The 25700-nt window shown below is 59.6% G+C and carries 22 protein-coding genes, 1 tRNA gene and 1 pseudogene; 9 read left to right on the forward strand and 15 right to left on the reverse strand.

The features are described from left to right. Window positions 1–116 precede the first annotated feature (116 nt). From Thiowin_RS24175 to Thiowin_RS24225, 11 genes are all read right to left on the reverse strand, one after another. Window positions 117–938, reverse strand: a complete 822-nt coding sequence (locus Thiowin_RS24175) for a MinD/ParA family protein (RefSeq protein WP_328985534.1) — start codon at window positions 936–938, stop codon at window positions 117–119. After that, window positions 925–2190, reverse strand: coding sequence for a flagellar biosynthesis protein FlhF (flhF, locus tag Thiowin_RS24180; RefSeq protein ID WP_328985535.1), 1266 nt, complete (start codon window positions 2188–2190; stop codon window positions 925–927). The genes Thiowin_RS24175 and flhF overlap by 14 nt, the downstream gene beginning before the upstream one ends. Before the next feature lie 87 nt (window positions 2191–2277). Further along, complete coding sequence (gene flhA, locus Thiowin_RS24185; RefSeq protein WP_328985536.1) at window positions 2278–4380, reverse strand: flagellar biosynthesis protein FlhA; 2103 nt, start codon at window positions 4378–4380, stop codon at window positions 2278–2280. Continuing rightward, window positions 4380–5531 carry a flagellar biosynthesis protein FlhB gene (flhB, locus tag Thiowin_RS24190; RefSeq protein ID WP_328985537.1) on the reverse strand — a complete coding sequence of 384 codons (1152 nt, stop codon included), beginning with the start codon at window positions 5529–5531 and terminating at the stop codon, window positions 4380–4382. The genes flhA and flhB overlap by 1 nt, the downstream gene beginning before the upstream one ends. 56 nt (window positions 5532–5587) lie before the next feature. Then, window positions 5588–6361: a flagellar biosynthetic protein FliR gene (gene fliR, locus Thiowin_RS24195; protein ID WP_328988158.1), complete on the reverse strand. Its 774-nt coding sequence runs from the start codon at window positions 6359–6361 to the stop codon at window positions 5588–5590. A gap of 43 nt (window positions 6362–6404) precedes the next feature. After that, window positions 6405–6674 carry a flagellar biosynthesis protein FliQ gene (fliQ, locus tag Thiowin_RS24200; RefSeq protein ID WP_328985538.1) on the reverse strand — a complete coding sequence of 90 codons (270 nt, stop codon included), beginning with the start codon at window positions 6672–6674 and terminating at the stop codon, window positions 6405–6407. Window positions 6675–6715: 41 nt separating this feature from the next. Beyond that, entirely contained in the window at window positions 6716–7462 is a 747-nt protein-coding gene (gene fliP / locus Thiowin_RS24205) for a flagellar type III secretion system pore protein FliP (RefSeq protein ID WP_328988159.1), read from the reverse strand. Between the two features lie 50 nt (window positions 7463–7512). Next, window positions 7513–7965 carry a flagellar biosynthetic protein FliO gene (gene fliO / locus Thiowin_RS24210; protein WP_408034250.1) on the reverse strand — a complete coding sequence of 151 codons (453 nt, stop codon included), beginning with the start codon at window positions 7963–7965 and terminating at the stop codon, window positions 7513–7515. Between the two features lie 56 nt (window positions 7966–8021). Next, complete coding sequence (fliN, locus tag Thiowin_RS24215) at window positions 8022–8570, reverse strand: flagellar motor switch protein FliN (RefSeq protein ID WP_328985540.1); 549 nt, start codon at window positions 8568–8570, stop codon at window positions 8022–8024. Window positions 8571–8649: 79 nt separating this feature from the next. Beyond that, the gene (gene fliM, locus Thiowin_RS24220; RefSeq protein WP_328985541.1) at window positions 8650–9627 is read right to left on the reverse strand and encodes a flagellar motor switch protein FliM; all 978 of its coding nucleotides are present in this window, start codon (window positions 9625–9627) and stop codon (window positions 8650–8652) included. 35 nt (window positions 9628–9662) lie between these two features. Continuing rightward, window positions 9663–10163 carry a flagellar basal body-associated FliL family protein gene (locus Thiowin_RS24225; protein ID WP_328985542.1) on the reverse strand — a complete coding sequence of 167 codons (501 nt, stop codon included), beginning with the start codon at window positions 10161–10163 and terminating at the stop codon, window positions 9663–9665. A 333-nt stretch (window positions 10164–10496) separates the two neighbouring features. On the opposite strand from Thiowin_RS24225, the gene Thiowin_RS24230 reads away from it, so the two are divergent. Further along, on the forward strand, window positions 10497–11750 hold the full coding sequence (locus Thiowin_RS24230) for an AI-2E family transporter (protein WP_328985543.1): 1254 nt from the start codon (window positions 10497–10499) through the stop codon (window positions 11748–11750). 94 nt (window positions 11751–11844) lie between these two features. Here the strand turns inward: Thiowin_RS24230 and Thiowin_RS24235 are convergent, their stop codons facing one another. From Thiowin_RS24235 to pcnB, 4 genes are all read right to left on the reverse strand, one after another. After that, a complete protein-coding gene (locus tag Thiowin_RS24235) occupies window positions 11845–12441 on the reverse strand; it encodes an HdeD family acid-resistance protein (protein WP_328985544.1) in 597 nt (198 codons plus the stop codon). 65 nt (window positions 12442–12506) lie between these two features. Beyond that, the gene (gene panC, locus Thiowin_RS24240) at window positions 12507–13358 is read right to left on the reverse strand and encodes a pantoate--beta-alanine ligase (protein WP_328985545.1); all 852 of its coding nucleotides are present in this window, start codon (window positions 13356–13358) and stop codon (window positions 12507–12509) included. Window positions 13359–13399: 41 nt separating this feature from the next. Beyond that, entirely contained in the window at window positions 13400–14197 is a 798-nt protein-coding gene (panB, locus tag Thiowin_RS24245; protein WP_328985546.1) for a 3-methyl-2-oxobutanoate hydroxymethyltransferase, read from the reverse strand. 148 nt (window positions 14198–14345) lie between these two features. Continuing rightward, a complete protein-coding gene (gene pcnB / locus Thiowin_RS24250) occupies window positions 14346–15722 on the reverse strand; it encodes a polynucleotide adenylyltransferase PcnB (RefSeq protein ID WP_328988160.1) in 1377 nt (458 codons plus the stop codon). A gap of 174 nt (window positions 15723–15896) precedes the next feature. Here pcnB and Thiowin_RS24255 point away from each other — a divergent pair. From Thiowin_RS24255 to Thiowin_RS24290, 8 genes and pseudogenes are all read left to right on the forward strand, one after another. After that, a tRNA-Glu gene (locus Thiowin_RS24255) sits at window positions 15897–15971 on the forward strand. Window positions 15972–16209: 238 nt separating this feature from the next. After that, window positions 16210–17598, forward strand: coding sequence for a glutamate decarboxylase (locus tag Thiowin_RS24260; protein ID WP_328985547.1), 1389 nt, complete (start codon window positions 16210–16212; stop codon window positions 17596–17598). A 220-nt stretch (window positions 17599–17818) separates the two neighbouring features. Then, on the forward strand, window positions 17819–19795 hold the full coding sequence (locus Thiowin_RS24265) for a PAS domain S-box protein (RefSeq protein ID WP_328985548.1): 1977 nt from the start codon (window positions 17819–17821) through the stop codon (window positions 19793–19795). Window positions 19796–19884: 89 nt separating this feature from the next. Beyond that, complete coding sequence (gene alr, locus Thiowin_RS24270; protein WP_328985549.1) at window positions 19885–20997, forward strand: alanine racemase; 1113 nt, start codon at window positions 19885–19887, stop codon at window positions 20995–20997. Between the two features lie 140 nt (window positions 20998–21137). After that, on the forward strand, window positions 21138–23216 hold the full coding sequence (locus Thiowin_RS24275) for a ribonucleoside triphosphate reductase (protein WP_328985550.1): 2079 nt from the start codon (window positions 21138–21140) through the stop codon (window positions 23214–23216). 102 nt (window positions 23217–23318) lie between these two features. After that, window positions 23319–23477, forward strand: a pseudogene (gene nrdD, locus Thiowin_RS24280) (anaerobic ribonucleoside-triphosphate reductase); the annotation flags it as partial. A 186-nt stretch (window positions 23478–23663) separates the two neighbouring features. Then, entirely contained in the window at window positions 23664–24452 is a 789-nt protein-coding gene (locus Thiowin_RS24285; protein ID WP_328985551.1) for an anaerobic ribonucleoside-triphosphate reductase activating protein, read from the forward strand. Between the two features lie 249 nt (window positions 24453–24701). Next, on the forward strand, window positions 24702–25694 hold the full coding sequence (locus tag Thiowin_RS24290; RefSeq protein WP_328985552.1) for an SPFH domain-containing protein: 993 nt from the start codon (window positions 24702–24704) through the stop codon (window positions 25692–25694). Window positions 25695–25700 lie beyond the last annotated feature (6 nt).

The following is a 25700-nucleotide window of genomic DNA, read 5'->3' on the forward strand; positions in this document are numbered from 1 at the left end:
CCACGCCGGGACATGCCGCCGCTGATTCGCGGTCAGGCTCATGGTCCTGTCCACTCCAGCATCATGAAACGGCGGATCATGGAGCAGCTCTCTCAGGGTGCGACCGCGCCAGTGACTCAGGCCTGTTCGAGCATGCGCTCGACAAAGAAACCAAGACCGCCGCCCCCTCGAGCGGTTTTCCAGCCGTCGACCCGCCGAGCCAGATCATTAAAGGCCCGCGCCGCGGGACTTTCCGGATACAGACTCACCACTGGTACGCGCTTGCGCACAGCCCGGCGCAGATGCTCATCAAGCGGGATGGTGGCCGAGACATCCACCACCACCTCGGGCAAATACTGGGTCAGCACCGTGGACAATTTTTGCGCCAGACGGCGCGCGGCCTCGGCACTGGCCATCATGTTGCAAACCAGATGGAAGCGACGCAAGCCGTGATCCTGATGCAGCACTTTCATCAATGCATAGGCGTCGGTCATGGAGGCTGGCTCGTCGCAGACCACCACCAGCACCTCCTGCACCGCCTTGCAAAAACTGGTGACCGATTCCTGCACTCCGGCGGCGGTATCGACGATCAACACGTCAAGAGGGTCGCGATACGAGCTGAAGGCGCGGATCAGCCCGGCATGCTCGGCCGCGCTTAGGTTAGCCATGGATGCGATGCCCGATGCGGAGGGAATCAACAGGATGCCCTCGGGCCCTTCCACCATGACGTCTTTCAACTCCTCGACCTCGCCGCTAACCAGGTGATGCAGGGTGCGCTCGGGACGCAGTCCGAGCAGCAGATCGGCATTGGCAAGGCCCAGGTCGGCGTCGAACAGCATGACGCGCCGGCCCAGCCGGGCCAGGGCCACGGCCAGGTTGACCGACACATTGGTTTTGCCAACGCCACCTTTACCGCTGGCGATGGCGAGAATTTTCAGCCCGGACTCATAGGCCGACATGAGCGCTCTTCCTAAATGGAACCACCGACTCGAGGATCATACCCTGATCCAGCGGGCCAAGGCGATCAGCGATGGGCGCCGAACCCAGTGGACGCGTCGCCGCGCGCTCGGCTGACGCGCGCATGGAGCCAGTGCGCAGCAGTGGTGTTTCGCGCAATGCCAAACGCGTCAGATAGAGCGTGTCGACGGCATGGAAGTGTTCACCAAGCCCCTGGCCATCGCTGTAGAAAGTGAGCCCGAGGCGCTGCTCGAGCAACACGGACAGAGTCTCGCCAAGCTGTTCAGCTTCGTCGACCTTGGTCAGCACCAATGCGCTCGGAGCGCTCCCCTGAAAGGCTTGCAACACCTGGCGCAAAATTCGCCCCTGATGGGTGGCGGCGAGCACCAGCCAAGTTTCCAGATCGATTTCGGAGCGAATCTGCGCGAACAAACGCTGTTCGGCCACATCGCGCGCTGACTGCCCGGCGGTATCCACCAGTACCAGGCGGCCTTCGCCAGATCGCACCGCCAGATCGGCCAACTCGCGCTCGCTCTCAAGGAGCATGACCGGAACCCCGGCCATCTGGCCAAACGCCTGGAGTTGCTTATAGGCGCCCAAGCGCTGGCGATCTAGGGTGACCAGGCTGATGGCGTCGCGCCCCATGCGGCGAATCTGGCGCATGGCCAGGCGACTGATGGTGGTGGTTTTGCCCACGCCAGTTGGCCCGACCAGCGCCAGCATGCCACCGCGCTCAAGGATATCGGGCTGCTCCGTGGTCAGCGCCGAGGACAAACGGGCGCGCACCCGCGACCAAGCGGTTTCGATATTGGTCTCCTCGGGAATGCCGCCCGCCACGCTGCGCGCGAGTTTTTCATGAAAGCCGCACTCCGTTAGACCCGCCACAAGTTCGGCCGCCAGCGGATGGCGCGCCGCCCACTGGGCACTCTCGCTGGCCCCGTTTTGCTGCACCAGCAGGTGGCGCAGATCGCTGAGCTCGCGGCGCATGGCCTCAAGATCAGAGTCCACCGGACTCTGCCCACGTCCACCCGAGAAGCGGCTCGCGCCCGAGCCGGGGCGCCCACCGGAGCGCGCGGGAGTGGCGCGGATGGACGCGGACCCCTTGGCCGCGTCCTCGTTGTCCAATGCCGCCACGATCTCGAGCATTCCATCCACCCGACGGCTGGAGAGAATTACGGCGTCCGCGCCCTGGTGCTCGCGTACCTGGCGCATGGCATCGCTCATATCCTTCGCTCGATATCGCCTGACATTCATCTGTGCTCTCCATCAAGCTCCAAGGGTTTTAAGGTCACGGGAGGCCGCATTCGCCAGCATGTCTCCCTGAAGTCCATGTCGTTGCTATCAAGCAGCGCGCGCATCGTTCTGTCCCACGGTCGCGACCACCCGAATACGTCTGTTGTCCGGAATCTCGGTAAAGGCGATCACGGTGAGATTGCGCACCGCACCGCGCAGCCAGCTCGAGATCCAGGAGCGGATTTCTGGTGCCACCACCAGCACCGCTGGCGCGCCTTCCACTTCCTGACGGCGAGCCGCATCGGCTACCGCACGCTGGACCCGCTCGGCCAGGCTGGGCTCGATCCCGATGGTCTCACCCTGACTGGCTTGCAGTGATTTATGCAAAAGCTGTTCCAATGACGGGTCAAGCGCGATCAACGGCAGTTCATCACTGGGACCAATCAGATCCTGCACAATGGACCGCGCCAGGGCAACCCGCACCGAGGCCGTGAGGGTGTCAGGATCTTGACTGGTCTGGGAGCGTTCCGCCAAAGTTTCGGCGATGGTCCGAATGTCGCGAATGGATACCTGCTCGGCGAGCAGATTCTGCAGCACCTTGAGCACTGCCCCCAGCGAGAGCTGTTTGGAGAAGAGGTTCTCTACCAGCTTGGGCGAGCGGCGCCCGAGTTGATCGACCAGATGCTGCACTTCCTCGTAGCCAATGAGTCGGTAGGCGTTCTCGCGCAGAACCTGCGAGAGATGGGTGGCGATCACTGTGGCGGCGTCCACCACAGTGTATCCGGCGCCCTGGGCCGCGTCCCGATCAGAGGGATCGATCCAGAGCGCATCGAGATTGAAGGTCGGATCCTTGGTCGGGGTACCCGGCACCTTGCCAAACACCTGCCCCGGGTTGATCGCCAGTTCGCGATCAGGAAAGACCTCGGCATTGGCCACATTCACCCCCAGCAGGGCGATACGATAATGATTGGGGCCCAACTCTAGATTGTCGCGAATGTGTACCGGCTGGATCAAAAAACCCAGTTCCTGCGAGAGCTTGCGGCGCACACCCTTAATGCGACCCATGAGCTGACCGTCCTGACTGCGATCGACCAGCGGAATGAGACGATAACCCACTTCCAGCGCGACCAGATCAACCGCCGGCACATCGTCCCACGACAGGTCGCGCTGCTCGGCCGAGGGCACCTCAACCCCGGGCGGCAGCGCCTCCTGTGTTTCGGGCTCTTCCAAGGCGTGGGTCTTGCGGCTCATTTGATAACCAGCACCACCCAGCATGCTGGCCAGCCCAAGGAACACCAGGTTCGGCATACCGGGAATCAAACCCAGGATGCCTATGATGCCAGAGGACACATAAAGCACCTTGGGATTGGCAAACAACTGTTTGGTGACCTGCTGACCCATGTCCTGGGTTGTCGACACACGCGTCACAATCAGCGCGGTGGCGGAGGACAACAGCAGCGATGGCAACTGAGCCACCAAGCCATCGCCAATGGACAGCAGCACAAAGTTCGATGCCGCCTCATTGAAGGTCATATCGTGCTGGGTCGTGCCGATAATGATCCCGCCGATAACATTGATGAACAGAATCAGAATGCCGGCGACAGCATCGCCGCGCACGAACTTGCTGGCACCATCCATGGAGCCATAAAAATCCGCTTCCTGGGCAATTTCCTCGCGTCGCGTGCGCGCGGTTTCCTGATCGATTAGGCCAGCATTCAGATCGGCGTCTATGGCCATCTGCTTGCCAGGCATGGCATCGAGAGTGAAGCGAGCGCTCACCTCTGACACGCGTCCCGCGCCCTTGGTCACGACCACAAAGTTGATGATGACCAGAATCGAGAAGACCACCAGACCAGCGGCAAAGTTACCGCCAATAACAAAATCACCAAAGGCCTGCACCACACGCCCGGCTGCGGCGGTACCATCGGCACCATTGAGCAGGATCACGCGCGTTGAGGCCACATTGAGCGCAAGACGCAACAGGGTGGCGATCAAGATAACGGTCGGAAAGATGGCAAATTCGAGTGGCCGCGGGGTATAGATCGCGACCATGATTACGACCAGCGAAAGCGCGATGTTAAAGGTAAAGAGGATATCCAGAACAAAGGGCGGCAGCGGCAGCACCAACATGGACAACAACGCCATGATAAGCACGGGCGCGCCAAGCCCGAAGCCACGCAGGGATTGGAGTCCGTCAGCAATGCTGGCCATCAGTGGGCTTTACGTGCGCGACGCGCGGCAGCTGGGTCAAGATATTCATCCGGCACCGGCAAGTCGCTTGGCATGGCGGGATGGAAATCCGGACGCTTGAGTTGGTACACATAAGCCAAGATGCGCGCCACGGCCACAAAGAGGCCGCCGGGAATTTCCTGATTCAACTCGGTGGTAAAGAAAATCGCGCGCGCCACCTTGGGTGCCTCTACCCTGGTGATCAGGTGCTCGCCGGCCAGTTCGCGAATCCTAAAGGCGACCTCGTCGACCCCCTTGGCCAGCAGACGTGGTGCGCCCATGACGCCCGGTTTATAGGAGATCGCCACGGCGTAGTGGGTCGGATTGGTGATGATCACATCGGCCTTGGGCACTTCCGCCATCATGCGCCGCTGCGCCATTTCCATCTGCATCTGGCGGATGCGCCCCTTGACCTCGGGCTTGCCCTCGGTCTCCTTGTGCTCGTCCTTGATCTCCTGCAAGGTCATCTTGAGCTGCTTGTTGTGGTTCCACAGTTGATAGGGCACATCAATCAGCGCGATCAGAATCAGTACCGCGGAGACCATCAGAAACACCCAGGCGGCCAGATGGGCAGCGTGCACAATCGCCTGCTTGATCGGCTCATCGCCAAGCATCAGCACCTCATCGACAATGCTCGAGAGCACCAGCGCGGCCACCCCTCCGACCAGCACAAACTTGCCAAGCGCCTTGCCAAGCTCCATTAAGCCGGTCGGCGAGATAAAACGCTTCATCCCTTTGATGGGGTCGAGCTTGCTGAACTTAGGCGCCAAGGCCTTTGACGAAAAATTGGCCCCACCAATGATCACCGGCCCAATGAGTGCCGCCACAGTAAGCAACGCCAGCAGAGGCGCGAGATTTAACAGCGCGCGACCGAACTGGGTGCCAAAATAACCCGGAATCGCCGCCGGGTCGAACAACAACTCGCGCTCCAGCATCAGCCCGTCGGCGAATTGGTTGGCGATACCAATGCCAAGATAGGAGCCGAACATCAGCATGAAGGTGCTGGCCACGATCAGCTCAATCACGGTATTGAGCTCCTTCGAGCGAGGAACCTGACCTTTCTCGCGGGATTCGCGTAAGCGTTTATCGGTGGGTTCTTCGGTTTTTTCTTGGCCGTTTTCGTTTTCGGCCATATGCCTTCTCCGGAAGTTGCTTCTCTACGGCTTGAGCTGGCAGCTTCAGCGGTGTATTAGAGCCTGATCAAGCGCTGAATCAACTCAAAGCCCAGTGTCATTAATTCGCCTAGCCGGGCGAAAAGGCTCGGCAGCAGAATACTTAGAAGCACAAATCCGGCCAACATCATGACAGGAAAGCCCACCGCGAAAATATTGAGTTGGGGCGCGGTGCGCGCCACCACGCCCATGGCCAGGTTCACCATCAGCAACCCGGCCACGGCCGGCAGTGCGATCAGCAGAGCGCCAGCGAACATGGTGCTGCCAAAGCTGAGCAGCGCCCATAAATCATCCGCGGTCAAGCCCCCGTCCCCGATCGGCATGGAGGAGAAACTCAGCAGCAACATCTCCAACAGCACCAAATGGCCATTCATGGCCAGAAACAACAGCGTGGCAATAATGACAAAAAACTGCGACACGATGGGCACTTGGACCCCGGCGGCCGGATCGATCACGGAGGCAAAGCCAAGCCCCATGGACAGGGCCATGCTCTCGCCCGCCTGGGTGAGCGCCGAAAACACCATCTGCAACACAAAACCCATAGCGATGCCAATAAGCACCTGCTGGATGGCCACGATCAGCCCCCGCATGCTGATCACATCGATGAGCGGCGGCGTAGGCAACTGGGGCGCAATCACCATGGCAAGCAAGAGCCCCATTCCCATGCGCATTCTCGTGTTTACACCGCGCGCGCCGAAAATAGGCGCCACCAGCAACATCGCGCTGATGCGCACAAAGGGCCAGATGAGAGAGAGCGCCCAGGTCATGATTTGATCGGCCGAGATGCTAATCATCGCGCCCTCGCACTTCGCTCAAGACCTAATCGCCACCGCATCAGCCCACTAGCAGTGGAATACTATCGTAGAGACCCTTGGTGTAATCAGTAATGGTCGCCAGCATCCAGTGTCCTGAAAAAAGCATGGCAGTAAACACGCCAAGCAGTTTTGGAATAAATGTCAGGGTCATTTCCTGTACCGAGGTCGCGGCTTGGATCATGCCGATCAGCACACCGATGGCCAGACCCGTAAGCAGCGGCGGCGTGGCCAGCAGCACCAGCACGGTTCCTGCCTCCTTGCCAACATCTATGACCATTTCAGGCGTCATGATTGCGCACCTCCAGGTAATGTAAAGAATCGAGACGCCGTTCAGCCATAAAAGCTGCGCGCCAGTGTGCCCATGATCAAGGACCAGCCGTCGATTAGCACAAAGAGCATGATTTTGAACGGCAAGGAGATAATCATGGGCGAGAGCATCATCATGCCCATGGACATCAGCACGCTGGCCACGACCATGTCGATGATCAAAAAGGGAATCAAAATGAGAAAGGCCATTTGAAAAGCCGTCTTGAGTTCGCTGGTCATGAAGGCGGGCACCAGCAAATTGAGCGGGATGGCATCCGGCCGGTCAAACCCATCAATGCCATTGATGTCGGCAAACATAGCCAAGTCAGTCTCGCGTGTCTGTGACAGCATGAAGGTGCGCAGTGGCCCCACCGCCGTGCTGAGCGCCTCCTCTGTGCCCAGCTCCTCGTTCATGTACGGCAAGATGGCCTCGCTGTAGATGTCCTGAAACACCGGGCCCATGATAAAAAGCGTCAAAAAAAGCGCCAGTCCCAGCAGCACCTGATTTGATGGTGTCTGGGTGGTACCGAGACCCTGTCGCAAAATTCCGAGGACGATCACAATGCGGGTGAAGGATGTCATCATGACCAAGGCTGACGGCAAGAGCGTCAGCAAGGTCATGATGATCAGCACCTGCAGGGTAATCGAATAGGTTTCCCCGCCATCGGGACCAGTGGTCACAGTCAGGGCGTTCAAGCCCCCCGCCTGTGCCCATGACTCAGGCGCGAACAGGGCGGATCCCGCCACCACAACCGCGGTCAGGAACGCCATCACCGGGATTTTCGATGGGGTGCGGGCGGGGCGACTGGATTGGTTCGGGCTCATGCGTCTTCGGTTTTGCTGATCTGCTTGCGCAGCAGAGAAGCAAAATCGACGCCAACATTCTTTCCAGTGGGACTGAGTGTCGGGGAAGTAGGTGCGGACTTGAGCGGCGTTTCAAGCCGATGCAGAGTGCGCATTCCGGCGGGACAGACCCCAATCAGAACCTGCTCTTCGCCGACCTGGACAAGCATCAAGCGCTCGCGCGTGCCAACGGAACGAACCGCCAGAATTTCGATAGCGCGCGGCACGCCGGCACGCGTTGCGCCAGAAAATCGACGCATTACCCAAGCAAAAACCAAAATGGCGATAACCACCATGGCCAGTCCGCCAACAAGCTGCGTCAGATAGCCGCCGGCACCATAGCTACCCAGGCCAACCTGACTAGCCTCTGGAGTGGCACGTCCGAAAGCCCCTTCAGTTGCCTGCGCCGCCCCTGCAAATACACACAGCATGGCGGCGATCCGGAGGGTTCCAAACCGCCGTTTGGGATTAGGAACGCGCACCCGCATCACTTGTTGATCTTCCGGATGCGCTCGCTCGGACTGATGACATCGGTGAGGCGAATGCCAAATTTTTCATTGACCACCACGACCTCACCATGCGCGATCAGTGTTCCGTTTACCAGAACATTGAGCGGTTCGCCAGCCAGGCGATCAAGTTCGACCACCGAGCCTTGGTTGAGCTGCAACAGGTTGCGAATTGGAATCCGGGTGCGGCCGATCTCCATTGAGATGGTGACAGGAACATCCAGCACCATATCGAGATTAACCGCATCGACACCTTCGGCAATGCTCTGAGAGAACTCTTCCGGCTGCATGGGTTTCGCGGCGGTAGGACTTCCGCCACCCCCTAGCCACTCTGGCTGCCGGCCACCTGAATTTCCTCCGCCGACAGCTGCCGCCATCGCCGCATCGACATCAGCCTGAGCGCCCCCGCCAGTCTTGTGCTCCTCCTGACGCTGCTCCTCGAGTGCGGCAGCCCAGTCGTCAGCAGCGGATTGGCCGTTGCCATCATCCTGCGCATCATCAACGGCCGAGTTTTCGTTGTCCTCACTCATCAGTAGAGACTCTTTTCGGTTAGGTTAGGATGTTGGCATTGCCGGACCAACCGTGACGAGGTCAGGTACTTGCGCGTTCTCAGCGATGCAGGATTTCGTCAATCTTAATGGCATTCTGTCCGTTGAGCGTGCCATATTTTCCGCGAAATAGCGGTACATCTTCCACGTTTAGCACGACCTGCTCAGGCAAATTAACCGGAATGATGTCGCCTGCCCGCACCCGAAGCAATTCCTCCACGCTCAGGGTCGCTTCCGTCAGAATAGAACTGATCTCGACCTCCGCGACCTGGACTTCTTCTTGTAAGGCTTTCAACCAGCGCTGGTCAACGCCTGAACGGTCTGATTGCAATCCCGTGTCCAAATATTCTCGAATGGGTTCGATCATCGAGTACGGCAAGGTTACATGCAGATTACCACCTCCACCGTCGAGGTCGACATGAAAATCGTTAATCACGACGATTTCGGTTGGGCTCACAATGTTGGCGAACTGCGGGTTGACCTCCGAGTTTATGAACTCAAATTTCAGCTCCATCACCGGTTCCCACGCCTTTTCCATGTCACTAAAGGCCGTGTTGAGCAGATTCTGAATCACTCGCAACTCCATCGGTGTGAAATCACGCCCCTCGATGCGGGTGTAAAAGCGCCCATCCCCGCCAAAAAAATTATCCACCAGCACGAAGACAAGCTTTGGATCAAACACGAAAAGCGCCGTTCCATGCAGGGGCGCCACCCGCACCAGATTCAAGCTAGTAGGGACGAACAACGAATGGACATAGTCCGCGAACTTGGTCAGCCGGGTACCCACCACCGAGATCTCGGCCGACCGGCGCAGCAGATTGAATAGGTGCACCCGCAGATAGCGCGCGAAACGCTCGTTGATCATCTCCAGCGTCGGCATCCGACCGCGGACAATGCGCTCCTGAGTCGCGAAGTTGAAGGCCCGCGCCTCGCCATCGGCCGGAAAGGGATCCTCCTCTGTATCAATGTCGCCGCCATCGACACCGTGTAACAGGGCATCGATTTCGTCTTGGCTAAGAATGTCGGTTTGTTGTGCCATTGCAAGGCGTGTTCCCTTAGGCCTGAAACTGGATGCTATTGCATGACGATCTCATCGAAGAACACATGCTCTATCCCTGCCGGGGCGCCCGTGCGAACCAGGATCGCGGTCACGGTTTCATGCACCTGCTCGCGCAAGGACTCTTTTCCCTCGGGCGTATTGAGTTCGGCGAAAGTCTGATTGGCAAAAAGAGCAAGCAGGTCATTGCGGATAATCGGCGTGTGTAACTCAAGGGCGTCTATCACGGTCTGATTCCGACTGGCCAGCACCACATTGACCCGAAGGTGGTTGGCCGGTTCATCGGGGCTCAAGGTCGCTGTGATCGGCTTGGCCAGACGGAAATAGATGAGCGGCGATGGACCGAGTTCCTCTTCCACAGGTGCTTCGTCCTCGCCGCCACTTAGCAAAAAAAACCAAGCCGCGGCCCCACCTCCGCCAAGCAAGATCAACGCCACAAGAATAATGACAATCAGCTTACCCTTGTTACTGCCACCCTGGGCCTCTGCCTCAGTCTTCTTTGCCGGATTTTTGGCCATGCTTAAACTGCCCTATCGAAAGATCTTTTGGGATAGATGAATGTCGCGCCTTCTTTCGCCTGTGAGTTTAACAAACCCGAACTCAACAGAATGGACGACGCAATCAATTTTACCCTTCCTTGGTCAGCAAGGAGCCAATGCCGCGTCATGTCGGCAAACCCTTGGCCCAGACACAAAGTTATGACATAGAATCCCGCACGGCGGTGGTCTATGCGCGGCGGCGGCAAGATGCGCGGCAAATCGGGACATCGGCCAGCCCTCGACAGATGAGAACATGCTGGCGCGCGAATAAACAGAACTCAAACCAGCAGGGCACTGGCAAGGTAGGCATTCATGAGCAAAGACCAAATCAACAACCTGACCATCGTGCTGATGACTCTGGGTATCAGCGCACTGTTTCTGAGCATGATCCATCAATTCCTGATGGTCATCTTCCTGTCCGGACTGTTTAGTGCGCTGGCCCGGCCGATTTACCTGCGCCTGGATCTCTGGTTTGGCGGGCGCCGGCATCTGGCCTCCCTGGTCACCCTGCTGGCGATGGTGTTCATCATCCTGATCCCGCTCGCCAGCCTAATCGGCATCGTGGTGGCGCAGGCCATTGATGTCAGCCAATCGGTCACACCTTGGGTTAAGAAACTCAGCGAACCTGGGGTGTTCGCAGCCAAAATATCCCATCTGCCCTTCTATGATGACCTGCTACCCTACCGCGAGCTACTGATTTCCAAGGCCGGCGAGGCCGTCAGCCTGGCGAGCAAGCTGCTTGTCGGTGGACTGTCGTCACTGACGCTTGGCACGGTCAATGTCATTTTCATGGCCTTTGTGATGCTCTACACCATGTATTTTCTGCAGATGGACGGCGACAAGCTGATTGAGCGGATCCTCTACTACCTGCCACTCAAAAGCAGTGACGAGCATCTGATGCTCGATAAATTCACCTCGGTAACCCGCGCCACGCTGAAAGGCACCATGCTCATCGGCGTCCTGCAGGGCACTCTGGCCGGCGTCGCTTTTGCCGTGGCTGGCATTGAGAACGCCGTCTTCTGGGGCACCGTCATGGCGGTGCTTTCGGTCATTCCGAGTGTGGGCTCGGCGCTGGTGTGGATTCCGGCGGTCATCATTCTGATGGTGCAAGGACAGGTACTCAGTGGAATTTTACTGGCGCTTTTCTGCGGCCTGATCGTTGGCAGCCTAGATAATGTGCTACGTCCGATGCTGGTTGGCAAGGACACCAAGATGCACGAGTTGATGATTTTCTTCGGCACCCTAGGCGGCATCATGATGTTCGGTATCACCGGGATTTTCATCGGCCCACTGATTGCCTCGCTTTTCATCACCGTCTGGGACATGTACGGAACCACCTTCAGGCACCTGCTGCCGGCTGTGGAATGGACCCCAGGCATGCGTCCACTTGGCGGGCATGCACTCACAACCCATGGCAACAGCGAGACAAATGCGCTCCCGGACCCGGACCCGGCCCCGGACCCAGACCCAGACCCAGACCCAGACCCAGACCCACACGAACCGCAAAGGACACCAGAGCCTGATGCGGATTCGGACGGAACCGACCCGGCACAGAAACCTGAGTGAGCCTGACATGAACGCCCCGGCGCAACCGTAGAACTATTTTCCTGGGGGTGACACAGCAGAGCTTTATCCGTCAAGGCAGCCGCAATCCTCAGCCTCAGGCAGTCCGCGCCTTCCCGGCGGCCCGCGCCGACAGGGCAATAAATAGATAGGACCAGCCGTTAAAAATCAGCTCAACAGCCACGAACAGACCAATCACCCAGAACCCGGACTGGGGCCACTCGGCAATAATCAAACCGCCAAGCAGTAACGAGATCAGGCCAGAAATCAAGGGCCAGTACCAACCCGTCGATGGGCGCATCTGTATCCCAAGCATCACACGCGCAATACCAACCACAATGAGAACCGCACCCAGTGTCAAGGTCAGGGTGATGGCCGTGAGCACGGGATTGAGTACAATCAACAAGCCGGCGATGACATAGAACAAGGCAATGAGGACATGCAGCAGGACGCCTCGCCAGCCATGGCACTTGATCGCCTGCACGATCTGAAACACCCCACCTAGAATCAGCAAAGCGGCAAAAAAGCTTAAGCTCGCCTCGGTGAGCAGAAATGTCATGCCAAGGCCGACCGTGCCAAGCAGGATAGAAAATATTCCGAACGCCATCAGCCAACCCCAGTTCTTTTCGAGCTCGCCAAAGAGCCCAAGCGGAAGGCTGGCACCTGTTGGCGCGGCTTGATTGTCAGTCGTCATTTTGCATCTCTCCTGTTATTACCAATGGGCGGCTTACACACCAGATATTGTCGCTTGAGACCGGGTCACGGGCTCCGCTCCAAACGCAGATTATCGATTAAGCGCGTGTGGCCCAGATAAGCCGCCGCCAAAATCACCAACTTGTCATCGCCCGGTGCTGGCGCGGCCAGATCCTCCGCTCGCAGCACGCTAAAATAATCCACCCGCAAACCAGCGGCGTTCAAGCTGGCCAATCCTTCAGCTTCCACCTCGGCCAACTCGGCACGCTGACCTAGCGCCTGCGCCGCCTTTTGCAAGTGCTGATACAGTTGTGGCGCGATGGCACGTTCCTCGGTCGTGAGATAGGCGTTGCGGGAACTCATCGCCAAACCATCGGGCTCGCGCACCGTGGGACCGGCCAGAATCTCGACTGGCAAGTTAAGATCCCTGACCAAACGCCGGATCACCACCAGTTGCTGAAAATCCTTTTCACCAAAAATGGCCACATCCGGCTGGACTGCATTCAACAGCTTGGTCACCACTGTCGCCACGCCATCAAAAAAACCAGGGCGGCTTTGACCACAGAGCATCTCCGCAAGCCTGGGCACATGCACGCGCGTCTGGCCGTCGCGTCCCTCGGGATACATCTGGGCATCGGGCGGCGCGAACAGGGCATCCGCGCCTTGTGCCTCGAGCTGCTCGCAATCGCGCGCGAAGGTGCGTGGATAGCGGTCGAAATCCTCATTGGGACCGAACTGCAAGGGGTTGACAAACAGACTGACAACCACCCTGTCATTGGTCCGCCGCGCCAAATCGACCAAGGACAGATGCCCAGCGTGCAGAGCGCCCATGGTAGGCACCAAGGCAATGCGTAAGCCAGCATTGCGCCACTGGCCAACCTGAGCACGGATCGAATCGATTTCAGTGACGACTTGCATGATCTCACTTAAGAGGCCAGATGACATCAGACCAGCTGACATCAGAAAAGAATCTCTTCAGATCCTGGAAAAGACCCAGCTTTGACCGCCGCGACATAGGCCGCGACCGCGCCCCTCAACCCACCGCTATGCCCTGTCAGAAAATCCCGACTAAAACGCGGTTGCCCGACGCTGGCACCAAGCATGTCGTGCAGCACCAACACCTGACCATCGCAGTCAGCACCGGCACCAATGCCGATCACGGGCAGGCTGAGCATCTGACTGAGTTCAGCGGCCAGCAGCGCCGGCACGCATTCCAATACCAGCATAGTGGCACCTGCTTGCTCAAGGGCCAAGGCATCGGCACGGATGCGCTCGGCCGCCTCGGCATCCCGCCCCTGATAGCGATAGCCGCCCAGGCGATGCACGGACTGAGGCAGAAGGCCCAGATGAGCGCACACCGGGACACCGAAATCGCTCAACCGCCTGACAGCATCAAGCAACTGACTGCCACCCTCCAGTTTGACCATCCGCGCCCCGCCCTCCCCCATCAATCGGCGCGCGCTTTCAATCGCCTGTGCCGGCGTGGCGTAGCTTAGAAAAGGCAGATCGGCTATCAGCAGCGGAGCCGAGATGGCGCGCGCCACACAGGCGCTGTGATAGACCATGTCATTGAGTGTGACGGCAAGGGTGCTGCCATGCCCCTGCAGCACATTGCCTAGGGAATCGCCGACCAGCAAAACCTCAACGCCGGCACTTTCCAGCAAGCGAGCAAAGGTCGCGTCATAGCAGGTTAGGCAGGCGATGCGCTGGCGCTCGCGTTTCATCCGTACGAGTCGTGTTAGAGAGATGCTGTCCATCGGCTTGCGGAGGATTGGCGGTAAGGGTTGGCGAAGTGGCTGGCCCTGATGTCTGACGCGCTCGACTTGCGGAACACCGAAGCAGGAACACCGGAGGACCGAACATGCAGGCCGCGCCTCGAATGCGGACCCGAGAACCCAAGGCCGATCAGGCCGGAGGCGCCGCCTGATCCGAGGGATCGGTCGCGGGCTGACCGGCTGGTGCCTTGCGTCGACGTCTGCGCCGGCTGCCGCGCCCGGACTTGCGCTCCGCCGTCATGGCCGCGCGCTCTGACGGGTTCACCCCCTGGAACTGCGTCCACCAGGCAGCGAGTTCCGGGTCGACCTCGCCGGACTCAGCCCGTAGCAGCAGAAAATCATAGGCGGCGCGGAACCGCGGATGGCCAATTAACGCCAAGGGCCGTTTACCCTGGCGGCGTTCAAGCGCCGGCTGCAACGCCCAGATCTCACGCATTGGCAGACCGAAGCGCTTGGGAATCGCCACGGAGCCCTGCTGACGTCCGGCGATCATACCCGAGGCCAGGGTCATGGCCTCCGACCAGCCATGTCCCGCCTCGAGCAATTGCAAGTACTGACGCCGCACCGGTTCCCACAAAAGCACGGCAAAAAGAAAGAATGGCGCGATCGGCTTGCCCTCCTGAACACGGCGATCGGTGTTATCCAGGCCCCGGTTCACGAAGGTGATGGGAAAGTCCTCCTCTTCCATCGCCAGGCAATCCTCGGTCTCGGGGAAGAGTTCGGCAAAGAGCCCATAGTGGCGCAGCTTCTCGAAGGCCGGCAGTGCAAAGCCCGCCTGGAACAACTTGAGAATCTCTTCAAACAAGCGCGCCGGTGGAACATCCCGCAACAGTGGCGCCAACTCAACCAAGGGTGCCTCGCATTGTGGCTCGATCACAAAGCCGAGCTTGCAGGCAAAGCGCACCGCGCGCAGCATGCGCACCGGGTCTTCGCGATAGCGGGCGATCGGATCATCGCCAATCAGCCGCAACCGCCCATCGGCGATGTCCGCAAGCCCCCCGACATAATCGACGAGCGAGAAATCGGCGATATTGTAGTAGAGCGCATTGACGGTGAAATCCCGTCGCAAGGCATCCTCGGCGATGGAGCCAAACACATTGTCGCGCAGGATCATGCCGTTTTCGATCTGGCGCGCGTCCTCGTCGCCAAGGTCGACATTTGCCGCCCGAAATGTCGCGACCTCAACGATCTCCGCGCCAAAGAAAACATGCGCCAGGCGAAATCGCCGCCCGATTAGCCGGCAGTTGCGAAACACCCGCCGCACATCCTCGGGCCGCGCGTCCGTGGCGACGTCGAAATCCTTTGGCTCATGGCCAAGCAGCAAGTCGCGCACGCCACCGCCGACCAGATAGGCCTGATAGCCGCTCTGCTTCAAGCGATTGAGCACCCTGACCGCGTTCGCGCTGATATTCGCACGCGAAATGCTGTGCTCCGGACGAGGCACAATGCTCGGAGTGGGCTCTGCCGAGGAAGAAAAGGAAGACAAGGAAACTAAAGATACCCCAATTGAAAACGCGTGTCTGAACCAAACCCGCTCAAGCGCCACCCCTATGAGCGCGCATCAAGGACTCCCTCCTGGGCAACATCCGGCGAGCAAAATCCGCCAGCAACGATTTTATTACCATCAGCTTGAGCCCGCGGGCGAATCCCGTATAATACGCCACTCTTCCCCGCTCGTCCCGCTCCCTTCGTCTAGCGGTTAGGACGCTGGCCTCTCACGTCGGTAACAGGGGTTCGAATCCCCTAGGGAGCGCCAATTTTGTCCCGACTTTTGGCGCTGATCCAGACACGTCCGTTCTTTCAACGGGGTTCCGACCTTTTAGCGCCGTCAATCCCGACCCCGAGGCTCAAGCAGCGTCACTTCGTCTTCATATCCCCTGGTTGCGCACCAGGTTCTGTTTGTCGATGCATTGCAACCCGACACGACTTCCGCAAACAACTGTCCTTGTCGCGCTAGTTCTTTCCCACCAGCCTGCCAGACGGAGTCTAGCCCCATGGTCACAAAAAAGATCGAAGCGATAGACCCAGAAAACGTCGATGCCCTGCTAACGCCGGCTTATGCCAGGCGCGGTCTGACGCGGGAGGTACCCAAGTTTAGGCTGCCAGAGCACGAAATGGCGCCAAGCACGGCCTATGACCTTATCCACGACGAACTCATGCTCGATGGCAATGCCCGGCTCAATCTGGCCACCTTCGTGACCACCTGGATGGAACCCGAGGCCGAGCGACTGATGGCCGAGACCTTCGACAAGAACATGATCGACAAGGACGAGTATCCGCGCACCGCCGCCATCGAGGAGCGCTGTATCAATATCGTCTCGGATTTGTTTAACGCACCGGAGCAGGGCGTCGGCGCCTCGGCCATCGGCTCAAGCGAAGCAGTGATGCTGGCCGGCATGGCGCTCAAGTGGCGCTGGCGCGAGCGCCGCCGCGCCCAGGGCAAACCAAGCGACAAGCCTAATCTGGTGCTCGGCGCCAATGTGCAGGTGGTGTGGGAAAAGTTCTGCCGCTACTGGGAGGTGGAGCCGCGCTACATCCCCATGGAACCGGGGCGCTACGTGATCCAGCCCGAGGAGGTCATTGAGCGCATCGACGAGAACACCATCGGCGCGGTAGCCATTCTTGGCACTACCTTTACCGGTGAATACGAACCCATAGAGGCCATCCATGATGCGCTGGTGGCACACAATGCCAAGACCGGCTGGGAAGTGCCCCTGCATGTGGATGCCGCCAGCGGTGGTTTTGTCGCACCCTTTCTGCAACCGGAGCTGCAATGGGATTTCCGCCTGCCGTTGGTCAAATCCATTAATGTCTCGGGGCACAAATTCGGCCTGGTCTACCCTGGCGTGGGCTGGGTGGTCTGGCGCAGCCATGTTGATCTGCCCGAGGATCTGGTTTTTCGCGTGAATTATCTGGGTGGCGACATGCCGACCTTCACGCTGAATTTCTCGCGTCCGGGCAATCAAGTGGTGGGGCAGTATTACAACTTTCTGCGCCTAGGCCGGGCTGGTTATACCGCGGTCATGCGGGCGCTGCGCGACACGGCCATGTACGTCTCAGCCGGCGTCGCCGCGCTCGGCCCCTTCGAGCTGGTCAGCAATGGCAGTAATTTGCCGGTGTTCGCCTTCAAGTTAAAAGACAGCGTGACTGCTTATAGTGTCTTCGACATCTCGCGCAAATTGCGGGAAAACGGCTGGCAAGTGCCAGCCTACACCATGCCTGAGCACGCCGAGCAGGTGGCGGTGCTGCGCATTGTGGTGCGGGAGGGATTCAGCCGGGACATGGCCGAGATGCTGCTGGCCGATATGGTCGAAGCCGTGAATTATTTCGATGCCCAAAGTCACAATCAACCGAGCGATCCGCAGCCGCAATTCGCGCACTAAAGCACTCAATAAAGTTCCCCAACGCAACAAGCCAGGGGAGGTGCCTGCAAGCACAGCCACTTCTGAGCTGCCCATTATCCGAAAAGCCCGCAGCAAAAAACCCGAGTATTCAGTTCGAGTTTCAGTCCGCGCGAGTTCAAGGGTGTCATTCCCGGATTTTTCGGGCACAATCGCTTGGAGCCGTTCCGTTCGACGGTGCAGCACAAAAACGGGCCATCCCATGGTGATAGCTGCGAGTTCCAGCCGCTTATCCACGGACTATCGCGCGCAGTTCGAGCACTCGCGGCAAATCTATCAGCACTTGCTGAAGGTGCTGGAAAGCACCACCGACGCTTTTTTCGAGGTCAATTCCGAGTTTCGCCTGCTGTATATCAACCGCACTGGCCTGCAGGCGGCGGGATTCTCCAGCAGCAGCGAAGTTGTCGGGCGCAGCCTGTGGGATGTATTCCCTGAAGCCGTCGGGACGCGTTTTCAAAATGAATGCTTACGCGCACTAAATGAGCATATTCCTGTTGAATTCGAGGCCTATTACGCGCCCCATCAGCATTGGTACGAGGTGCACGCCTACCCATCCGAGCGCTCATTGTGCGTTTATTTTCGTATCATCAACGAACGCAAGGCAGCCAAGGAACAATTGCTGGCAAGCGAAGGTCGTTTTCGCTCCTTGTTCGAGCAGGCCGGCGACGCGATTCTGATCGCCGATGAGCAAGGGCGTTATACCGACGCCAATCCTGCCGCCTGCGCAATGCTTGGCTATACGCGCGAGGAACTGCTGCAAATGAGCGTTGCCGAGTTGGCTGTCCCAACCGAAACCTGGACACTGACCGCGCAGTGGAACGACTTTACCACTCAAGGAGCCCAGTCCGGCGAATTTAGGCTGAGACGCAAGGACGGTTCGCTGATCATGACGGAGTATTGCGCGGTCGCGAACGTGGTACCCGGTCAGCATATGTCGGTATTACGCGACATCTCGGCACGTAAGAAGGCCGAGCAGCGTCTACTCGAAGACACGCGGCACGCGCTCGCGGCCAGCTCGGCCAAGAGCGCCTTTCTGGCCAATATGAGCCATGAAATTCGCACGCCGCTCAACGGAGTGGTCGGGATGCTGTCGCTGCTCGAGTCGACCCAGCTTACCCCGGAGCAGGCCGACTATGTCCAGCAAGCACGGCAGTCCTCGGAGCGTTTGACCCGCTTGCTGTCGGACATTCTTGATCTGTCGCGAGTCGAGGCCGGTCACCTGGTGCTAAGCCATGAAAACTTTGATTTTTGCGACTGCATGCGCTCGCTCGAACAGCTCTTTGCGCCAGCGGCGCGTCAGAAAGGCATTGGGTTCTGCATCGACCTTGATCCCGAGATTCCACGCCGGGTCATGGGCGATCCGATCCGGGTACATCAGATCATCGGCAACCTGATCGGCAACGCGATCAAGTTCACGCACCACGGACGGGTCTCCCTGACGGTCCGCTGGCTTGGACATGGCCGCGGTCAGGACGCCTTGGTGTTCTTCAGCGTCCGCGACACCGGCAGCGGTATTCCCGCGGAGCAACTAGATCATTTGTTCGAACCTTTTGCGCAAGTCGAGAACGTCTTCACTCGCACCCATGATGGAGTCGGCCTAGGCCTGTCGATCGTGCGCAGTCTACTCAAACTGATGCGCGGCTCCCTGTGCATCGGCAGCGAGCCCGGCAAAGGAACGGAATTTACCCTGTCCATCCCCTTCGGCAGTGTCGCCGACGCCGCTTGCGAACCTCCGCCAGGCATCATGGCAGCGACGGATTTGCTCCAGGGTCTCGATGTCCTGGTCGCCGATGACGAGCCGGTCAACCGCCTGGTGGCAAAGCGCCTGCTCGAGAAATCAGGCAGTCGCGTCCATGCGGTCAGCGACGGCTTTCAGGCACTGGATGCCCTGCGGGACCAGCGCTACGACCTGCTGCTGCTCGACCTGCGTATGCCTGGCCTGGACGGCATCAGCACAGCCACTGCGATCCGTGAAGGTCAGGCGGGCAAGCAGAACCGTACCCTGCCAATTATCGCCTTAACCGCCCATGCCATGACCGGCGACCGCGAGCGCTTCCTTGCTGCCGGCATGGATGCCTACGCACCCAAGCCCATCGACCTCGCCCAACTGCGCGAGGCCATAGGATTGGCGCTAGTGTGTCGCAATAAGGAAAAAGGAACACAACAGCTGGGTCAATGATCGGCTCGGCATGATGATTCCAGAACAGCACCTTTAGCGTCGATAACGACAACGGAAGCCACCCCCCAAAGTCTCTTCAACCAGGCTGTATGTCACGCCCGCTTCAAGCCCGCATCGATCTCGCGGCAATTCAGCACAATTTTCGTCTTGCCCGAGCCTACGCTGACAGCGCGCGAGTGCTGGCCGTTATCAAGGCCAATGCTTATGGCCATGGCGCAGCGCCGGTTGCCCGTGCGCTGGCCACAGAGGCCAATGCCTTTGGCGTGGCCTGCGCCGAAGAGGCACTAGAATTGCGCGACTCCGGCATTCGCGCCCCCATTCTGCTGCTTGAAGGCCCCTTCGCGGCGGCCGAGCTGGACCTGATCGACCAGGCACGGCTGATGACTGTGGTGCATGACGCGCGCCAGCTCGACTGGGTATTGCAGGCGCGACCGCGACACCCCCTTTGTGTCTGGTTAAAGATCGACACCGGCATGCACCGACTCGGCATGACAGGCGAGGAGGGCCGCGCGGCCCATGCGCGGCTCGCCGCCTGCCCCCAGGTCGGCGAGCTGGTGCTGATGACACATTTTGCCCGTGCCGACGAGGCCGATACGGCACCAACGGATCATCAGATGGCTGATTTCGCCAGACTCTTGGCGAGCATCCCAGCCGGCACCCCACCAGCCCGCAGCCTGGCCAATTCGGCGGCCATTCTGACCCGACCGGATACTCACGCCGATTGGATACGCCCAGGCATCATGCTCTACGGGCTCGATCCGCTCGAGCATCCGCATCCGCGCGCCGCCGCCCTGCGCCCGGCCATGTCTTTAACGTCCCAACTCACGGCGGTGCGCGACCTCGGCCCGGGAGAGGCCATTGGCTATGGCGGGCGCTTTGTCTGCCAGCGCCCGACCCGCGTCGGGGTGGTGGCTGGCGGCTATGCCGACGGCTATCCACGTCATGCACCAGATGGCACGCCAGTGGCCGTCAATGGCCAACTCACATGCCTGATCGGGCGCGTCTCCATGGACATGCTGACGGTCGATCTGAGTAACCAGCCGCAAGCTCGACCCGGCGACCCGGTCGAACTATGGGGCACTCAGATCAGCGCCAATGCCGTGGCCGCGGCCAGCGGCACCATCAGCTATGAGCTGCTAACCGGCTTGTCGCGCCGGGTGCCGCTGCGCTACCAGCCGTCCGATGTGGCGAACGCGGACTAACCAGAGCGCGTTTGGGGCAGCGCGGCCTGAGGTACCCACAGCATCGCGGCAACACCGATTTGCACAATATATTGTGTCGGCTATAATCAGGGACGCAATATCTTGTGTCTCGGACTCTCTTGCTTCGCGAAAACTCCACCATGGCCCACTCCCCATCCAGCATCGCCAGCCTGCCGCGGCGCGTGCGTAAGCGCGATGGGGAGGAAGTGCCTTTTGCCGCCGCGCGCATCGAAGCAGCCATCCTGAGCGCTGGGCGCGCCAGTGGGGAATTCGACGAGCTCGAGGCCGGCTTGCTGACCGCCCAGGTGGTCAAGGTACTGGCTCATCGCTTCGATGACGGGCGCATCCCGGATATCGAGGATATTCAGGATGTCGTCGAGCAAACACTGATCAGCGCCAATCATTTCGAGACCGCGCGCTCTTATATCGTCTATCGCGAGCAACACCGCAAGCTGCGCCACGACCAGCGCACCCTGGTGGATGTCGCCGGCTCCATCAATGAATATCTCGACCGCTCCGACTGGCGCGTCTCGGCCAATGCCAATCAGGGCTACTCCCTAGGCGGGCTGATTCTCAACACCTCGGGCAAGATGATCGCCAATTACTGGCTCAGTCATGTCTACTCGCCCGAGATCGGCCAGGCCCATCGCGAGGGCGATTATCACATTCATGATCTGGACATGCTCTCCGGCTACTGTGCCGGCTGGTCGCTGCGCACCCTGCTCAACGAGGGCTTGAACGGCGTGCCCGGCCGGGTCGAGGCCGGCGCGCCCAAGCATCTGTCCTCCGCCATCGGGCAGATCGTGAATTTTCTCGGCACCCTGCAGAACGAATGGGCCGGCGCCCAGGCTTTCTCGAGCTTCGATACCTATCTGGCGCCCTTCGTGCGGGTGGACCAGCTCGACTACACCCATGTGCGCCAGTACATCCAAGAGCTGATTTACAACCTCAATGTTCCCTCGCGCTGGGGCACCCAAACGCCCTTTACCAACCTGACCTTCGACTGGGTCTGCCCCGAGGATCTGCGCGAGCAAGTACCCTTGATCGGCGGCGTCGAGCAGTCTTTCACCTATGGTGAACTGCAAGACGAAATGGACATGATCAACCGCGCTTATATCGAGGTCATGACCGCAGGCGACGCCAAGGGGCGGATTTTCACCTTCCCCATCCCGACCTACAACATCACGCCGGACTTTCTCTGGGACAGCGAGAATGCCAAGCGACTGTTTGAGATGACGGCCAAGTACGGTCTGCCTTATTTTCAAAACTTCATCAACTCGGAGCTGACGCCCAACATGGTGCGCTCCATGTGCTGCCGGCTGCAGCTCGACCTGCGCGAACTCCTCAAGCGCGGCAACGGGCTGTTCGGCTCCGCCGAGCAAACCGGCTCCCTGGGTGTGGTGACCATCAACTGCGCGCGCCTGGGCTACCTGAACCGGGGACGCGAGAAAGAGCTGTTCGCCGCGCTTGACCGGCTGCTCAATCTGGCGCGCAAGAGCCTGGAACTGAAGCGTAAGGTGATTCAGCGCCATCTCGATGCCGGGCTGTTTCCTTATACCAAGCGCTATCTTGGCACCCTGCGTAATCATTTCTCCACCATTGGCGTCAATGGCATCAACGAGATGATCCGCAATTTCACCCATGATGCCGAGGATGTCAGCAGTGAATGGGGTCGCGCTTTCGCCAGCCGGTTTCTTGATCATGTGCGCGAGCGCATGGTGGCTTTCCAAGAAGAAACCGGCCACATGTATAACCTGGAGGCAACCCCGGCGGAGGGCACCACCTATCGCTTCGCGCGCGAGGACAAGAAACGCTATCCGGACATCCTCCAGGCTGGCAGCGCGGAAACGCCCTACTACACCAATTCATCCCAGCTTCCGGCCGGCTTCACCGATGACCCTTTCGAGGCCTTGGCCCTGCAGGAGGCGCTCCAGTCAAAATACACCGGCGGCACCGTGCTGCACCTGTATATGAGCGAGAAGATCAGCTCGACCGAGGCCTGCAAGCGCCTGGTACGCCGAGCCCTTGAGAACTTCCGACTCCCTTACATCACGGTAACGCCGGTCTTCTCCATTTGCCCGCATCACGGCTACATTGCCGGCGAGCACAAATTTTGCCCCCAGTGCGATCAGGAGCTGATCGCCCGCAAACGCGCCGAGGCGCAGGTCGCGGAGCTGGCCATGACCGGTGGAAATCCTGCACTGGCCGCGAACCAATAGCCTGATTTCCTAGCAAGAAGTCCAAGCAAGATTTTCAAGACATCGCCCACCACCAGGCGAATCAATTTACCTTAACCTTTATCCAGCCTTCCGGAGACACCCATGCTGACTGACGGCTCCATCGAAATCCGCGACGAAGAACGCACCCCCTGCGAAGTTTGGACCCGAGTGATGGGCTACCATCGTCCGGTTTCGGCCTTCAATGCCGGCAAGCAAGCGGAGCATCGCGACCGGCTGATGTTCAGCGAACAGCCCCTCGGTCAGGCTCAAGGTCACACGCACCGCCGCGACGAATGCACGGCTCCACGCGCATCTGAGCGTTCAGTCAAGCAAATTCGCCAACTTCAGGCTGCCTAAGGTTCTGCCTGCACACTGCGGTCGTTTCTATACGCACCCCAGTTTATTGCCCCATTCACCAGTGGGTTTACCGCTGCACCCGGAGCCGCCATGAGCCTCGCTGTTCAAGCCGCTGACACCACCCCGGCATTTGCACCGAGCCCGGTACTGCGGCCGCTGGTTGAGCCCGAGGGCATGGCTTCTCATTTGGCAGTCGCTCCGCTCCTGCGCCTTGGTGGTCTAACCCCCATGACCACCAGCGATTATCCTGGCGAACTCGCAGCCGCCCTCTTTTGCCAGGGCTGCCCTTGGCGCTGCCCTTACTGCCACAACGCCCATCTGCTGAACGCCACGGACGAGCCGGCGCTTGACTGGTCCGAGGCGCGGGAGTTCCTTGTCCGGCGTCGCGGCCTGCTTGATGCGGTCGTTTTCAGCGGCGGCGAGCCCACCGCCCAGTCCACCCTGCCCACCGCCATCGCCGAGGTACGCGAGCTCGGCTTCAAGATCGGGCTGCACACCGGCGGACCTTACCCGCAACGCTTGGCCCAAGTGCTCCCCCTGGTCGATTGGGTGGGGCTGGACATCAAGGCGCTTCCCGCCGATTACCCACTCGTCACAGGTGTACCTGGTTCGGGGGAGAAAGCCTGGGAAAGCCTCGCCCTGGCACTGGCGTCCGGCGTCGCACTGGAAGTCCGCACTACCCCCATGCCAGGGCTCGACTCCCCCGCCTATCTTGAGCGGCTGATGGAAGCACTCTCTGCTGCCGGCGTCTCACGTTATGCCCTGCAACAATGCCTCTCGCATTCCCTGCTCGATGCCAAGCTGCAGGCACGCCTGCCCGCGCATCTTGCCGTCCCGGAGGCAGTGCCTTTTCCGCGATTTGAGTTACGCTCGGCCTAAAGCCCGCTCGGTATTCATTTCGCTGGCCATTGTTGTCCTACCCTTGCTCGGTTGAACAACCCAGCCCCGGCCCCGCATTTGCCTGAACAGCGCCAAGTTCCTGACCAGCGGACTTGCGATCACCCACCATGGCGCTTGCCAGCGACTTTCTAACGGCTATGCTTGGAACAGCCTGCTCGATCCTCGAGCGGCTGCTCGCGCCATCCACCTGGCAGCCACCTGCCTTCCATCTATTTGGAGATCCCGCCTATGGCCGTTACCGCCTTCATTCTTGGGTTGCTCGTCTACATGGGGTTCCGTGTTTTTGCCGGGGCACTCTATACCGTCAAGCCTAACGAACGCGCGGTTTTGACATCCTTTGGCCGTGCTCAACGCATCGGCGACAGCCTGGTCACCGATGACAGCCTGAACGACGAAGAACGCCAGCGCTATCAATTTCCCGTGCTGCGCACCATCGGCCCCGGTGGCCCCTACTTCAAATGGCCCTGGCAGGAGGTGCACAAAGTCGATGTGGCCACTCAAGCCTTGGATGTGACCTGGGATCCCACCAAGCGCCAGTCCACCATCGAAGCGGTCACCAAGGACAACCTAACCACGGGCGTGAATGGGCAAATTCGCTTCCGCGCTTCCGAGAACAATCTCTATGCCTATTTGTTTGGCATCGACAGCCCCCTTGAGCATGTCATGGGCTATTTCGTCTCGGTGCTGCGTGAGCGCATCGCCAATTTTGTCGACCCCAAGGGTCAAAGCCTGGTCGGCGATGGAGAAATGCAAGGCGAGGAGGGTAGCGGTCCGGCGGTGGACCTATCCGAAGGGGTCTCCATTAACGATTTGCGCAAAAATCTGCCCCTGCTGAACGACTACATGGAACAACAATGTCGCTCCACCGGCACCCGCTATGGCATTGAGCTTGATGCCGCCCTGATCACCCAGATCGATCCGCCGACGGAAGTTGATCGCGCCCTCTCGGCCATTAACTCCACTCGCAACCAGGTGGCGGCGGATATCAGCACCGCGCGCGCCGATGCCGAACAACAAATCACCATGAGCAAGCGTGCGGTGGAAATCGCCAGCAACAACGCCCAGGCCGAGGTGGCACCGCTGCGCGAGCTTGGCGAAACCCTGATCAACATCAAATCCGCCGGTGGCCCCGAGTCGCTGCGCGCCTATCTGCGTAACATGCGCATTCCGTTGCTGAAACAGGCACGGCGCATTGTGCAAGTCACCGCTCCGAATCGCTGAAGGAGG

This window comes from Thiorhodovibrio winogradskyi, assembly GCF_036208045.1.
Lineage (GTDB): Bacteria > Pseudomonadota > Gammaproteobacteria > Chromatiales > Chromatiaceae > Thiorhodovibrio > Thiorhodovibrio winogradskyi.

Coding starts and splice junctions, on each gene's coding strand:
- Thiowin_RS24175 (WP_328985534.1), bottom strand. CDS start 938: ATGTCGGCCTATGAGTCCGGGCTGAAAATTCTCGCCATCGCCAGCGGT.
- flhF (WP_328985535.1), bottom strand. CDS start 2,190: ATGAATGTCAGGCGATATCGAGCGAAGGATATGAGCGATGCCATGCGC.
- flhA (WP_328985536.1), bottom strand. CDS start 4,380: ATGGCCAGCATTGCTGACGGACTCCAATCCCTGCGTGGCTTCGGGCTT.
- flhB (WP_328985537.1), bottom strand. CDS start 5,531: ATGGCCGAAAACGAAAACGGCCAAGAAAAAACCGAAGAACCCACCGAT.
- fliQ (WP_328985538.1), bottom strand. CDS start 6,674: ATGACGCCTGAAATGGTCATAGATGTTGGCAAGGAGGCAGGAACCGTG.
- fliP (WP_328988159.1), bottom strand. CDS start 7,462: ATGGCGTTCCTGACCGCGGTTGTGGTGGCGGGATCCGCCCTGTTCGCG.
- fliO (WP_408034250.1), bottom strand. CDS start 7,965: ATGCTGTGTGTATTTGCAGGGGCGGCGCAGGCAACTGAAGGGGCTTTC.
- fliN (WP_328985540.1), bottom strand. CDS start 8,570: ATGAGTGAGGACAACGAAAACTCGGCCGTTGATGATGCGCAGGATGAT.
- fliM (WP_328985541.1), bottom strand. CDS start 9,627: ATGGCACAACAAACCGACATTCTTAGCCAAGACGAAATCGATGCCCTG.
- Thiowin_RS24225 (WP_328985542.1), bottom strand. CDS start 10,163: ATGGCCAAAAATCCGGCAAAGAAGACTGAGGCAGAGGCCCAGGGTGGC.
- Thiowin_RS24230 (WP_328985543.1), top strand. CDS start 10,497: ATGAGCAAAGACCAAATCAACAACCTGACCATCGTGCTGATGACTCTG.
- Thiowin_RS24235 (WP_328985544.1), bottom strand. CDS start 12,441: ATGACGACTGACAATCAAGCCGCGCCAACAGGTGCCAGCCTTCCGCTT.
- panC (WP_328985545.1), bottom strand. CDS start 13,358: ATGCAAGTCGTCACTGAAATCGATTCGATCCGTGCTCAGGTTGGCCAG.
- panB (WP_328985546.1), bottom strand. CDS start 14,197: ATGGACAGCATCTCTCTAACACGACTCGTACGGATGAAACGCGAGCGC.
- Thiowin_RS24260 (WP_328985547.1), top strand. CDS start 16,210: ATGGTCACAAAAAAGATCGAAGCGATAGACCCAGAAAACGTCGATGCC.
- Thiowin_RS24265 (WP_328985548.1), top strand. CDS start 17,819: ATGGTGATAGCTGCGAGTTCCAGCCGCTTATCCACGGACTATCGCGCG.
- alr (WP_328985549.1), top strand. CDS start 19,885: ATGTCACGCCCGCTTCAAGCCCGCATCGATCTCGCGGCAATTCAGCAC.
- Thiowin_RS24275 (WP_328985550.1), top strand. CDS start 21,138: ATGGCCCACTCCCCATCCAGCATCGCCAGCCTGCCGCGGCGCGTGCGT.
- Thiowin_RS24285 (WP_328985551.1), top strand. CDS start 23,664: ATGAGCCTCGCTGTTCAAGCCGCTGACACCACCCCGGCATTTGCACCG.
- Thiowin_RS24290 (WP_328985552.1), top strand. CDS start 24,702: ATGGCCGTTACCGCCTTCATTCTTGGGTTGCTCGTCTACATGGGGTTC.